Here is a 12818-nt window from a genome sequence, read left to right on the forward strand (position 1 = left end):
CAGCAGCACCATCGGCGTGGCCTCGCTGTTCTTCCCCGGCCAGCTCATCGAGACCAACTTCGTCCTCGACACCCGTCTGCCCGCCTGATGGCCACCGCGTAGTCGAGGCACCGCTGCCGGTCCGCGGCTACCGCTCGACGCTGCACGTCCAGCCCGTCGCCGACACGGGCGGCGCCTTCCTCAGCTGGCACGCCACCTTCGACCCGGCCCCGGGAACCACCGCCCAGGAAGCCACCGCGGTCCTCGAAGCGGCCTACGCCCCGGCCATCGCGGGCCTCCACACGATCATCGCCTGACCTCCGACGGCAGCAAACCCCGCACTGTCATCAACCACCCAGCACGAAAGAAGCACCCCCCGCATGAGTTCCCTGTTCACCCCCCTCACCCTGCGATCCCTTCAGATACCCAACCGGGTCTGGATGTCCCCGATGTGCATGTACTCCGCCGCCCCCGAAGGCCCGGACACCGGCGCACCGACCGACTTCCACCTCACCCACCTGGCCTCCCGTGCCGCCGGCGGCGCCGGTCTGGTGATGGCCGAGGCCACCGGCGTGCGGCCCGACGGGCGCATCAGCCCCTGGGACCTGGGCCTGTGGAACGACCGTCAGCAGGAGGCGTTCACCCGCATCACCGAGGCCATCACAGCCCACGGCGCCGTCCCTGCCATCCAGCTTGCGCACGCCGGCCGCAAGGCGTCGGTGGACAAGCCCTGGCTGTCCGACCGCTACCTGACCGAGGACGAGAACGGCTGGCAGCCCGTCGCCCCCAGCCCGGTCGCGTACGACGGACTGGCCGTCCCGCACGAGCTGACCGTGGAGGAGATCCAGCAGCTCGTAGGTGACTTCGCGGACTCCGCCCGGCGCGCGCTGGCCGCCGGGTTCCAGGTGGTCGACGTGCACGGCGCCCACGGCTACCTGATCAACTCCTTCCTCTCCCCGGCCTCCAACCACCGCACCGACGCCTACGGCGGCAGCTTCGAGAACCGGATCCGCTTCGCCCTGGAGGTCGTCGACGCCGTCCGCGCGGTGTGGCCCGAGGACCTGCCGGTGTTCTTCCGCACCTCGGCCACCGACTGGCTGACCGAGAACCCGGAGGACGAGCGCGAGGGCTGGACCGGGGAGGACACCGTCCGCCTCGCCAAGGAACTCCACGCCCACGGCGTTGACCTGGTGGACGTGTCCACCGGCGGCATGGTCCGCGACGCCAAAATCGTCGCCGGGCCGAACTACCAGGTGCCCTTCGCGGACCAGGCCCGCAACCAGGCCGGCATTCCCACCGCCACCGTCGGCATCATCACCGAGCCGCAGCAGGCCGAGGACATCATCACAGGCGGGCAGGCCGACGCCGTCTTCCTCGGCCGGGAACTGCTCCGCAACCCCTACTGGGCCCAGCACGCCGCGCTCACGCTCGGCGCCGAGCCGACCTGGCCGGACCAGTATGCCTACGCCGTCAAGCGCCGCAAGCACTGACCTCCCTACCCCGTACAGCTACAGACTCCGCCGCGCCGCCCTCAGGGGAGGTGCGCTGAACCACCGCACCGGGAGATCCCCATGAACCACTTGCAGGACAAGGTCGTCGTCATCACCGGCGCCTCCTCCGGCATCGGCGCCGTCAGTGCCAAGGCCCTCGCCGCCCGTGGCGCCACGATCGTCGCCGCCGCCCGCGGCCAGGAAGACCTCGACCAGCTGGTCGCCGACATCGAAAAGGCCGGCGGCACCGCAGCCGCAAGGCTCACCGACGTCACCGACGCCGCCGACATGCAGGCACTGGCCGACTTCGCCCTCGCCACCTACGGGCGTATCGACGTCCTCGTCAACAACGCCGGACTGATGCTCTTCTCGTACTGGAAGGACCTCGCGCTCGACGACTGGAACCGGATGCTCGACGTGAACATCCGGGGCTACCTCAACGGTGTCCACGCCGTCCTGCCCGTGATGCTCCGCCAGAAGTCCGGCCACATCCTGAACATGGACTCGGTGGCCGGCCACCAGGTCGGCGACGGCGCCGGTGTCTACAGCGCGACGAAGTTCTTCGTGCAGGCCATCACCGAGTCCATGCGCAGGGAACTCGGCGTCCACCAGGGCATCAAGGCCTCCACGATCAGCCCCGGCGTCATCGACACCGGCTGGGCCGACAAGGTCACCGACCCTGCCGGACGCAAGGCCGCCCAGGAGCTCAACGCCATCGCGATCAGCCCCGAGGCCATCGCCGACGCCGTCGTCTACGCCCTCGACCAGCCCGCCGACGTCACCGTCAACGACCTGATCATCTCCCCCACCCGTCAGAACTGGTAAGCGCCAGGCACTCCACGCCGCTCGGAAGGAACACCACCCATGTCCGTTCCCGCCTCCCCCATTCCCCGCTTCCACCTCGCCGTCCCGGTCGACGACCTGAACGCCGCCCGCCGCTTCTACGGTGAGACGCTCGGCCTGACACAGGGCCGCAGCGCCGACACCTGGGTGGACTGGAACCTGCACGGCCACCAGTTCGTCACCCACCTCGCCCCGGCCCGCACCGAACAGATACACAACCCGGTCGACGGCCACGACGTCCCCGTACCGCACTTCGGGCTGATCCTGACCATCGACGCCTTCCACCGGCTCGCCGACCGGCTGCGCGCCGCGGGCACCGACTTCGTCATCGAGCCCTACGTGCGCTTCGCAGGCGAGACCGGCGAGCAGTGGACGATGTTCCTGCTCGACCCGGCCGGCAACGCCTTGGAGTTCAAGGCGTTCGCCGACGACTCCCAGGTGTTCGCTACGCCATGACGCCAGGGCCCTACGTCGCGCCGCGGCCGTGAACGCATTGCAGGTACCCAGCCGTTAATGGGCGGGTGGCTCACCTACCCGGACAGGCGTAGCGCAGGTCTCGGTCACATGGCCGCCGACGCAACCTGACCCACGTCCCACCCTGCTCGGCGCACGTGCGCCGCAACCTCAGACTGGAGACGGAACATGTCGAAACCGACCTATGGCACTGACCACATCGCCATCACCGAAGTACTGGAAAAGTAAAATATGGACGGGCGGCTGAGCGAGGACACCTTCGGCCAACTCGCCCGTGACCGCCAGGTGCTGAGCCTCGAGCAGACCTCGGGCGGGCGTGATCTGCTCGCGATCGTCGCCGCCGCGGACCTCGACGGCCTCGCCAGGCTCTCCGGCGAGCGCCTGTCGCAACTGCCGGGAGTACGCGCCGTACGCAGCCACGTCATCACCGCGGCGCCCTTCGAGGGGGGCCTCGTGGCGCCTGCGCTGCCTCACCCGGCAGCAGCGCGGCGCGCTCGCCGTGGAGCGGCACGCGCTGCCCGACGAGCCGTTGCGGCCCCTCGACCGCCCAATCGTGCTCGCGCTCGGCACCGACGGCCGGATGCCCCTCACCGAGCTGGCCGGGACCGTCGGGGCGTCCGCCGCGACCCTCCGGCGCCGGCTGCGCGTCCTGACCGGCACCGGGCGGGTCTCGCTGCGCTGCGCGCCGGCCAGGCCGCTGACCGGATGTCCCGTCTCGGTCGTCTACTTCGGCTCGGTGCCGGCCCAGCATCTCGACGAGACGGTGAGCGCGCTGCGGACCCTGCCGGGCCTTCGCATGTACAGCGTCACGGCGGGCGCGCACAACCTGATGCTCGACACCTGGCTGCCCACCCTGTCCGAGGTCCACACCACCGAGGCACTGCTCAACAGCCGCCTCGCGCACCTGGATCTGAGGATCACCGAGCGCGCCGTGGTGCTGCGCACGGTCAAGCACGTGGGGCGGGTGCTCGACCGCAGAGGGCACAGCGTGGGGTCGGCGCCGCTCAACTACTGGGACGGATAAAGCGGTTCGCGCTCGCGACCGGGCGGCCACCCAGGGTGTCACCGACCGCCGGTCGCAGGGCGAACAGCCGGGTGAGCGGGTGGAAGCGGTAGCGGCCCGGCGCCGGGGACTCCAGGAACTGCACGTCGACCAACTGCTCCAGGATCACCTCGGTCGCCGAGCGCGCCCCACCGGTCGTCGCCGCCGCCCTCGCCACCGTCAACTCGCCCTCCTCCCCGGCCAGTAGCGGCAGCGCGAGCGCCGCGGTCCGGCCGGTGGGGCCGCGGGCCAGCAGCTCCCGGTGCCCCGCCTCCAGAGCCTCCCGCATGTCCAGATCCGCGAAGGACAGTTCCGCCAGGCGCCGCGCGGGGTCGGCGAGCCGGTCGGCGAGTTCCCGCACCGGCCAGCGGGGGCGTGCCGCCAGGCGGGCGCCCGCGATGCGCAGGGCGAGCGGGAGGTGACCGCAGTGCTGCGCGACCGCCTCGGCGGCGCCGCGCTCGGCGGTCAGCCGCCCCGGCCCCGCCCAGAGGCCGAGCACCTCGACGGACACCGGGGGCGGCAGGGGCGTCAGATGGAGGTGGACGGCGCCGTTCAGGGCGGCGAGGACACCGCGGCTGGTGACGAGGACCGCGCAGCCGTGCGCCGCGGGCAGCAGGGGACGCACCTGGGCCGCGTCCAGGGCGTTGTCGAGGACGATCAGCATCCGTCGCTCGGTGAGCAGCGTGCGGTAGGCCGCCGCCGCGTCCGCCTCGCTGACGGGAGTCGGCCTCGGCGCCCCCAGGGCACTGAGGAAACGCCGCAGGACGACGAAGGGCGGCACGGGATGCTCGTCGTGGCGTGAGCCGCGCAGGTCGGCGTAGAGCTGGCCGTCGGGGTACCGCTCGGCGAACCGGTGCGCCGCGTGCACGGCGAGCGCCGACTTGCCGACGCCGCCGGGGCCGTCGAGCGCGACCACGAGAGGACCGCTGCCCCGCGGCATCGGACGGAGCACGTCGAGCGCCGCCAGCTCCCCTTCCCTGCCGGGGAGTTCGGGGATGTCCGCGGGCAACTGGCGTGGCACGGCCGACGGACGGCCGGCACCGTCAGCGCCGTCCGTGCCGTTCATGCCGTTCATGCCGTTCATGCCGTTCATCCCGGGCGGGCCCGCCCGGCCGTTGGCAGCCGTGCGCGAGCGGCGCGCTTCCTCCACCCGGTCCCTGGCCGTCGCAAGGAGGCGCAGCTCGCGGCCGGTGGCGCCGAGCAGCTGGACCAGGGTGTCGAAGCGGTCCGTCGGTGGAAGGGTCTTGCCCGCGAAGTAGTCGCCGATCACCCCATGTGCCCAGCCCGTTCGCGCCGCCAGCTGACGGTAGGTGAGCTGGGCGCCCCCGTCCCTGCGCGCGGCGCGTCTGCGCAACTGCCGCAGCAGTGCGGCCAACGCATCGGCCGTGTCCACGGATTCGACCGGGCCGACGTCCGCCGCCGCCCGCGCTCCCCCGTCCGGCGGGTGTCCCGCCGCCCCCGTTCCCCCTGGCATGGTTCGCACCCTCCGCACCGGTTCGCGCCGGGCGACCAAGAGTGGGCGTCGCCTGGCCGAGGCCATCCGGATCTGTCCGGTGGTGCCCGCTTTCGCGGATCGCCGCCCGGGACGCGCTGCGAGCATCCCTCTACCGCTCGGATCCCGCGTACCGGCGACCGGGCACCGCACCGGCTGTCACTACGGCATTCGTGGAATACCGCCCTCCGGTTTGGTGCGGCTTCCCGGCGAATACCGCGGGCCGAGCGTCGCAACACCGGACAACCGACACCTGACAACCGACATCGGACAACCAAGGAGGCACGACCTATATGAGTAGGGTCTGCAACAAAGCCCCCAACCTGCCTGACGGCAGCGTGGCCGACCAGTCTCTGTACGAGCGCGTGGACGGTCCCATCGCCACCGGCTCGGCCCACTTCATGCGGGCGGGCAGTGAGCTGCACCTGATGCACTCCGACCTGGAACTGAACGACGTGCGCCAGGCCGCCCTGCGGGTGCGCTGCGCTGCCGCCGCCGTCCGGGCCGCGCTGGTGGAGTACCGCACCTCGCACCGCGTCGCCCAGGAGCTGGGCTTCTACCCGGTCCACGACGAGCGGCTGCGGGTCGCGGGCGGCGGGACCGCGGCCGTGCGCGAGACGCTCGGCACCGCGCGCGACGCGGACCTGGTCCAGCTGGACCAGGGCGCCATCGAGGCTGTCGCGCGGCGCTACGAAGAGGGCGGGGACGAGGCGGCGTTCGGCCACTTCGTGACCGAGCTGACCGGCTTCTCCGCGGAGCTCGAGGGCTTCGCGGCCCAGGCCACCGCCGCCGGTCCCGCCGACTGGCAGCGCCTGGCCTGGCAGTTGCTCACCGGGTTCGACCGCATCCGGATCTACGGTCAGGCCCTGGCCGTCGTCAACATCCTCGGCATGGCCCCCGGCGCCGTCGCCGTCGCAGGCACCGGGCACGAAAGGAGCACCAGGATATGAGCGCAGTCTGCAACAAGCTCCTCAGCCTCAGTGAGGAGGATCTGCGCAGCAAGAAGCAGCTCGCGCAGGCAGCGGGCACCGAGGTGACCGCGGCCACCAGTGAGCTGTGCAGGGCCCTCGAACTCGCCGAGCACGGCGACGGGGTGGCCGGCGCCGCGGTGTACGCCGCGGCGGCGCGCGACCGGCTCGACGGCGCCGCCCGGATGCTGGCCCAGGTGGCCGACATCCTCGTCAAGGGCACTCTCACCCCGGAGACCGCCGCGTGGTACAGCAGGCTCGACTACGACCGGCTCTACCGCTCGGGAATCAGCCTCGGCGCGGTGCCGCACGCGGCCGAGCTGTGGCAGGCGTTCACCCGGCAGGCCACGACGGGCGGCCCGCTCGGCATCTGCCACGACATGCGTGACCGCACGCTCGCCGTGGCCGCGCTGATCGGTGACTGGCTGGAGCGGATCGACGCCCCGGCGGCGGACACCGTGCTGCCGCGGATCCAGTCCGCGATGGCCGACCTGGCCGCGTACACGCAGCTCGTGGCCTTCGCCAACAAGGTGGAGCCGCGGGACCCGGCGTGGGTGATCGCGCGGGACGCCGCCGCGTAGTCGTCCGTGGGCAGATCCGTGGATAGACCGTGGGCAGTACGGAGGAGCGCCGGCCCGGGCCGGCGCTCCTTTCGCGGGGTGTGAGGCGCCGCCGCCACGCAGGCGGCCGGCACCCCGCAGGACTACGCCCCAGAGGCCGGCGGCACGTAGAAGTCCGTGGTGGCGGACGTCATCGCCGCGACGGTCTCCGCGGGCGTCCCGTACGCCGCGTTCGCCTTCCCCCAGGCCTCGCTGCTGGCGGCCAGGAACGTCCGGGCCTCATCGGACTCGCTCCACGCCTGCGTCGCCTCGCGGTCGAACGCCTCGCCCTCGGCGAGGTACGCGGCCAGGCCGACCAGGCCCAGGTCCCAGCCGACGCCGGTGGCACCGAGGCCGTAGGTGTCCCAGAACTCCGGGTCGACGATGGCCACATGCTCCAGCTCGAAGACGGTGCGGTCCTCGCCCTCGGGCGTCAGGCGCACCTCCACCTCGCTGTGCTCGCCCTCCTTGGGCTCCCCGAAGATCCAGCTGACCCGCAGCAGCCCGGGCGGCTCGCAGCGCAGCACCTCGCCTCCCGCGTTGTCCTCCACCTGGTAGTGGCCGCCGAGCTTCATCTCGCCCGTGACGGGCGCGAACCAGCGGCCGAGGCGCTCCGGATCGGTGCACGCCTCCCAGACGTCGTGGACGCCGGCGTCGAAGGTGCGGCGCATGATGATGCTGCGGCCGGTGCCCTTGGGCGTCTCGGTGTCCCGAAGCCGGCGGTGCATGGCGTTGATCTGGCCGACGGTGTCAGTCACCGGGGGTCTCCTCGTTCTCGTTCGGGGCAGTGCGTCGCCGCGCACCACGGTTTCCGCCCCCTGGTGTGCCGCCGTGCGGTCGCCGGGCCCGCTTGCCCCGGGCGAGTTCCGTACCGAGCGCGTCCAGGCGCTGTTCCCAGAAGCCGCGGAAGCGCTCGAGCCAGGCGTCCACCTCGCGCAGCGGCGCCGCGTCGACGGCGTAGAGCCGCCGGGCGCCCTCGGCACGTACCGTCGTGAACCCGCTCTCGCGCAGGACGCGCAGATGCAGGGACACGGCCGGCTGGGAGATCGCGAACTCCTCCCGGATCACGGCGGTCACCGCCCCGGAGGTCTGTTCGCCTTCGGCGAGCAGTTCCAGGATGCGACGCCGGACCGGATCGCTCAACACATCGAATGCGTGCACGCCCCCCAGCATGCCACCCTCTCCTTATATAAGCCAATGCTTATATGTCGGAGTCCGCACCGTCACCGGTAGGCGCGCGCCTGGAGCCCGTACATCCGCGCATAGAGGCCACCCCGCGCGAGCAGTTCCTCGTGGCTGCCCGTCTCGGCGACCCGGCCGTGGTCGAGTACGACGATGAGGTCGGCGCTGCGCACGGTCGAGAAGCGGTGCGAGACCAGCAGCGTGACCGTGTCCGGACGGCCGCCGTGCGGCCCCGGTCGGCGCGCGGCCTCGATGTAGCGCTCGAAGATGATGTGCTCGGTCTCCGCGTCCAGGGAGGCCGTCGGCTCGTCCAGGATGCGCAGGAGCGGGGCCTGCCGCATCAGCGCACGCGCGAGCGCCAGCTTCTGCCACTGTCCCGTGGACAGGTCGGTCCCGCGCTCCCAGCGGCTGCCCAGCTGGGCCTCAAACCTCTCCGGCAGTGTGCCGGTCAGGTCGGCGGCACCGGCCCGGCGAAGAGCGCCGGAGACCGCAGGCGGGTCGGCGATCCGCGACAGATCCCCGACGCCGACCGTCTCGCGGAGCAGGAATTCGAAGCGTACGAAGTCTTCGAAGGCGGCGCCGATCCGCTCGCGCCACCGTTCCGGGGCGAGGGCGTCGAGGCGCACTCCGTCGACCGTGATCCGGCCCAGCGTCGGCTCGTACATCCGGCAGAGCAGTTTGACCAGGGTGGTCTTTCCGGAGCCGTTCTCGCCGACCAGGGCCACCACTCCCCCGGCGGGCAGCCGCAGCGCGACGTCCCGCAGGGTGGTGGCCGCCGTGCCCGGATAGCGGAAGGACAGCCCTTCGACGGCGATGCCCTGCCTCAGCCGCGACGGCACCGGCGCCCACTCGACGCCCGGAGCGATCCCCGGGGCGCTCACCGCCGGCGCGAGGCTCGCCCGCTCCGCGTACGTCCGCAGCCAGCGCAACCGCTCGGCGCTCTGCAGGAGTTCGACGACGGCCCCCGTGGCCTGCACGAGTCCGCCTACGTGGCCGGTGAACCGTCCGGCAAGGACGACTGCGAGCAGTACCGCGCCGAGGCCGGTGTGGCCGGTCACCGCGAGATGTACGACGAAGGCGACCGCACCGATCAGACCGAGCGAGTTGAGCAGTCCGGCCACGCATCCGATCGCGGCGAACCGCCACTGCGCCCGGCTCGTGACGCCGTCCGCACGGCTGCGCAACTCGCGCACTCTGGCCCACAGTTCGGGCCCCGCTCCGAAGACGCGCAGTTCCTTTCCGGCATCCGGTGAGGTGGCGAGGCGGGCAAGGCGTGCGGCGAGCCGGTAGTCGGCTGCCGTGGCCTCCTGGGCGCGGGCGACGACACCGCGGGCGGAGACCTGCAGACGCAGGGCGAGCGCGCCGATGAGCGGCAGCACCAGCAAGGCGGGGTGGACGGTGGCCAGGAGCGCGGCGGTCACCAGGAAGCCGCCGAGCTGTTCGAGCAGGTTGAGCACCCAGTTGAGCAGGGCGCCCATGGCCAGGGTGCGGTCGCGCAGCAGGTGGAGCCGGTCCTGGAACGCGGGCGACTCCTGGTGGCGAAGGCCGGGGATGCCCGCGGCGATGCGGGCGAGCAAGCGGTCGAAGGCGAAGCCCACGCGCTCGCTGAGCCCGATCCTGGCCCCGATGGCCGCCAGCTCGACCGCCTCCCACACGCCGAGGCTCACCACGAGCAGGAGCGCCGCCGTCACGGTGGATTCCAGCAGCCCCTGTTCCGCGCCCTCGGCCAGGGACCGCAGCCACAGGGCCTGCAGAGCCGCGAGCCCGGCGGCGGCGGGCACGAGCAGCAGCCCGAGCACGGCGAGTTTCCAGGACTCCCGGAAGGACTCGACGACCAGGGTGCGCAGCGCGTCGAGCACGCTGCGCCAGCCGCCTTCGGACCCCTCAGGGGGGTCTGCGCCGTCGGGGTCTTCCGGTATCTCGCGCTCCACCGGGCGGGCGGCACCGGATCGCACGGGCGCGGCAGTGGCGCCGTCCCGGGGACCGAAACCGCCGACAGCGCCGGGGCCCGCGTCGTCGCCTTCGAACCTCTGCGCCTGCAGCCGGTACATCCGGGCGTACTTGCCGCCCAGCGCCATCAACGCATCATGTGTGCCGCTCTCCACGATCCGCCCGCCGTCCATGACGTGGATGAGACCGGCCTTGCGTACGCCGGAGAAGCGGTGCGAGACCAGGATCGTGGTGGCGCCGCCGCCGACCGTCAGGAACCGGTCGAAGAAGTCGGCCTCCGCCCTCGCGTCGAGGTGCGCGGTGGGCTCGTCGAGGACGAGCACGGCCCCCGACCGTGCGGCCAGCAGCGCGCGGGCGAGCGCCACCCTCTGCCACTGGCCCGCGGACAGGTCGGCGCCGCCCGCGAACTGCCGGGAGAGCACGGTGTCCCAGCCCGCCCCCAGCCTGTTGAGCAGGTCGCCGCCGTCGGCCAGTTCCAGGGCGCGCTCCAGGGCTCGCTCCAGGGTGTGCGGGTCGTCGCCGCCGATGTCCGGGGCGCCCATCGCCACGTTGTCGCGCAGCGTCAGCGGATACTTCACGAAGTCCTGGAAGACGACGGAGATTCCTCGGCGCCACTGCCGCGCGTCGCACTCCCGCACGTCCGCGCCGTCCGCCGTGATGCGCCCGGCGTCCGGCTCGTACAGCCGCGCGAGGAGCTTGATCAGCGTCGTCTTGCCGGAACCGTTCGCCCCGACGATCGCCACGGAGGTCCCGGCCGGGATCTCCAGATCGAGCCCACGCAGTACGGGCCTTTCCGTTCCCGGGTAGGTGAAGTCCACGGATTCGAAGGCAACGCGGCCGCGGACCGCCATGGCCTGGCCGCTCAGGCGCCCGTTCGCTCCCGGCCGCCGCGCGTCGACGCAGGCCCCCGGCCCACGGGCAGGCCCCGCGCCCTTGTCCGCGGTCCCCCGCGACTCCAGCGCGGCAAGCGATCGCAGCCCCAGCAGCGCGTCACGCACCATCAGGTCGTCGTCGCCGACCCAGCCGAGCGCGGGCAGCGCGAGCGCCGCCTGAGTGCTGATCACGAGCTGGGTGAGCCCCAGGTCGCCGCGGGCGGCGCCGAAGGCCGCGTACCCGAGGACCGCGCCCTCCGCGAGGACCACGAACCCGACGGCGCCATAGGCCCTGCGCGCGGCGCTCCCGCGGGTGGCCCAGACCCTGGCCATGCCCGACTGCCAGACAGCCGTCATCCGGTCGGCGAGCCAGTCACCGAGCCCGAAGACACGTATCTCCTTGGCCGGTTCGGGGTCCACGGTCAGCGACCGCAGGTAGCCCGCCCGCCGGATCACCGCGCTCGCCGCCTCCATGCTGCCGTGCACCTGGCGCGACAGGCGGAGATAGGAACGGTAGGTCAGCACCGCGGCGAGCCCGAGCAGGAGCGGCGCCCACCAGGCGAGCGGCGCCAACAGGACGAGCAGACCGACCCCTTCGAGCCTCGGACGTACGATCTCGGGCAGCAGGGAGGCGAGTTGATCGGGCCGGGTGCCCTGCTCGGTGGCCAGGCGCAGCGTGTCGGCGTAGCCCGGCTCTTCGAGGTGCCCGATGCCGTCCGGGCCGGTCCCGGCCGCGATGGCCCGGTCCTCCACCACACTGGCCGCCCGCAGCCGCAGCACCGCCGCGAGCCCGCTCTCCAGGGCGCGAAGTCCCGTGCGTACGAGGGCCAGTGCCCCGAACGCGATGAGCGCGACCAGCGCGCGCCGGGCCTCGGCCGACCCCGCGCCCTCCTCCACGGCTCCGGGCAGCGCCCCCACGAGCTGTCCGGTCACGACCACGATGAGCGGTCCGGTGAGCGCCGCGCAGACCACGACCGCGGCGAGTGCGACCGTGTGCCGGGGCCCGGACCGCCACAACAGGCGCACTGCTGCGGTCCATTCCTGCCACGTACGCATCCCTGCCTCCAGAGCCGCGCGCCACCGTCGGGAGGACGATGCTCACAGAGGAGGCGGGCGGCGGAGCGGCGGTCCCGGCCGCGACCGGACGCGGCCGGTCGCCGGGGTCACCGCGTGGAGGCCAGGACCTGATGTCCCAGGCGCCGCCAGGTGAAAGTCAGCTGCCGGTGAGGCCGCGGCGGCTCGCGTTGACGCCGGCCTGGAACCGCGAGTCGGCCTCCAGCGCGGTCATCAACTCCGCGATCCGCCTGCGGTAGGTCCGTACGGACATGCCGACGCGGCGCGCGCCCACGGCGTCGGTGAGCCCGTCCGCGAGCGCTCGCAGCACGGCGAGCGAATGGGCGTCCAGGCCCTCGGTCTCGCGCCGCAGGTAGTCCGCGAGAGGGGTGCCCGCGTCCCACGTCGCGCACATCAGGGCGTGGACGCCGCCGACGAGGGCCGGTGCGGTCGTGATCGTGAACTCGCGCCCGCGGGCGCCGTTGCGGCCGGCGAGGATCATCACCCGGCGGTCGATGATGATCGTCTCGTGCGGCAGCGCCGCGGCGCGGAGGCGCACCTGCCCGCCTGCCGCCTCGATGCCGAACAGGTGCAACCGCTGTTCCTCGTCGGCCAGCACCGCGGGGGTGTAGAGCTTGCGTACGACCATGCCGTCCGCGGTCCGGGGTCGCAGGCGCCGCACGATCGTCTCTCTGGCCTCCGGCCGCGTCCAGGTGTGCAGGTCGTTGGCGGCGCAGAAGAACTCCCGCGTCGTCTCGCCGAAGAGCTGGGCGGTCCGCTCGGCCAACGCCCTCTCGCCGTGCACGGTCGTCGTCGTGGTGTCGGTCACCCTCCCAGTGTCACTCAGTCCGGCGCACACCGGTGCTCCCGGCCG

General features: G+C 72.6%; 11 protein-coding genes and 2 pseudogenes. 8 read left to right on the forward strand and 5 right to left on the reverse strand.

Annotated features, from left to right (window positions below):
• The 6 genes and pseudogenes from ACFUPX_RS15650 to ACFUPX_RS15675 form a co-directional block, all read left to right on the forward strand.
• Nucleotides 1-296: pseudogene (locus ACFUPX_RS15650) on the forward strand (hypothetical protein); the annotation flags it as partial.
• Between the two features lie 63 nt (nucleotides 297-359).
• Nucleotides 360-1469 (forward strand): NADH:flavin oxidoreductase/NADH oxidase, encoded by a 1110-nt coding sequence (locus ACFUPX_RS15655; RefSeq protein ID WP_383321467.1) that lies wholly within the window; start codon nucleotides 360-362, stop codon nucleotides 1467-1469.
• A gap of 81 nt (nucleotides 1470-1550) precedes the next feature.
• The gene (locus tag ACFUPX_RS15660; protein WP_383321470.1) at nucleotides 1551-2294 is read left to right on the forward strand and encodes an SDR family oxidoreductase; all 744 of its coding nucleotides are present in this window, start codon (nucleotides 1551-1553) and stop codon (nucleotides 2292-2294) included.
• A gap of 39 nt (nucleotides 2295-2333) precedes the next feature.
• The gene (locus tag ACFUPX_RS15665) at nucleotides 2334-2768 is read left to right on the forward strand and encodes a VOC family protein (RefSeq protein WP_383321473.1); all 435 of its coding nucleotides are present in this window, start codon (nucleotides 2334-2336) and stop codon (nucleotides 2766-2768) included.
• A 249-nt stretch (nucleotides 2769-3017) separates the two neighbouring features.
• A pseudogene (locus ACFUPX_RS15670) lies at nucleotides 3018-3152 on the forward strand (transcriptional regulator); the annotation flags it as partial.
• A 133-nt stretch (nucleotides 3153-3285) separates the two neighbouring features.
• Nucleotides 3286-3810, forward strand: coding sequence for an Lrp/AsnC family transcriptional regulator (locus ACFUPX_RS15675; protein ID WP_383321475.1), 525 nt, complete (start codon nucleotides 3286-3288; stop codon nucleotides 3808-3810).
• Here the strand turns inward: ACFUPX_RS15675 and ACFUPX_RS15680 are convergent.
• A complete protein-coding gene (locus ACFUPX_RS15680; RefSeq protein WP_383321478.1) occupies nucleotides 3791-5302 on the reverse strand; it encodes a helix-turn-helix domain-containing protein in 1512 nt (503 codons plus the stop codon). The genes ACFUPX_RS15675 and ACFUPX_RS15680 overlap by 20 nt on opposite strands.
• A gap of 311 nt (nucleotides 5303-5613) precedes the next feature.
• Between ACFUPX_RS15680 and ACFUPX_RS15685 the strand changes: the two genes are divergently transcribed.
• Together ACFUPX_RS15685 and ACFUPX_RS15690 are read left to right on the forward strand one after the other, a co-directional pair.
• On the forward strand, nucleotides 5614-6270 hold the full coding sequence (locus tag ACFUPX_RS15685) for a hypothetical protein (RefSeq protein ID WP_383321480.1): 657 nt from the start codon (nucleotides 5614-5616) through the stop codon (nucleotides 6268-6270).
• Nucleotides 6267-6869, forward strand: a complete 603-nt coding sequence (locus ACFUPX_RS15690; protein ID WP_383321483.1) for a hypothetical protein — start codon at nucleotides 6267-6269, stop codon at nucleotides 6867-6869. The genes ACFUPX_RS15685 and ACFUPX_RS15690 overlap by 4 nt, the downstream gene beginning before the upstream one ends.
• Before the next feature lie 122 nt (nucleotides 6870-6991).
• On the opposite strand, the gene ACFUPX_RS15695 is transcribed toward ACFUPX_RS15690, so the two are convergent.
• The 4 genes from ACFUPX_RS15695 to ACFUPX_RS15710 form a co-directional block, all read right to left on the reverse strand.
• Nucleotides 6992-7645: an SRPBCC family protein gene (locus ACFUPX_RS15695; protein ID WP_383321486.1), complete on the reverse strand. Its 654-nt coding sequence runs from the start codon at nucleotides 7643-7645 to the stop codon at nucleotides 6992-6994.
• Nucleotides 7638-8057: an ArsR/SmtB family transcription factor gene (locus ACFUPX_RS15700; RefSeq protein WP_383321787.1), complete on the reverse strand. Its 420-nt coding sequence runs from the start codon at nucleotides 8055-8057 to the stop codon at nucleotides 7638-7640. The genes ACFUPX_RS15695 and ACFUPX_RS15700 overlap by 8 nt, the downstream gene beginning before the upstream one ends.
• A gap of 53 nt (nucleotides 8058-8110) precedes the next feature.
• Nucleotides 8111-11947 carry an ATP-binding cassette domain-containing protein gene (locus ACFUPX_RS15705; RefSeq protein ID WP_383321489.1) on the reverse strand — a complete coding sequence of 1279 codons (3837 nt, stop codon included), beginning with the start codon at nucleotides 11945-11947 and terminating at the stop codon, nucleotides 8111-8113.
• Between the two features lie 157 nt (nucleotides 11948-12104).
• The gene (locus tag ACFUPX_RS15710; RefSeq protein ID WP_383321492.1) at nucleotides 12105-12773 is read right to left on the reverse strand and encodes a DNA-binding response regulator; all 669 of its coding nucleotides are present in this window, start codon (nucleotides 12771-12773) and stop codon (nucleotides 12105-12107) included.
• Nucleotides 12774-12818 lie beyond the last annotated feature (45 nt).

It is taken from the genome of Streptomyces sp. NPDC057302, assembly GCF_042667685.1.
Lineage (GTDB): Bacteria > Actinomycetota > Actinomycetes > Streptomycetales > Streptomycetaceae > Streptomyces.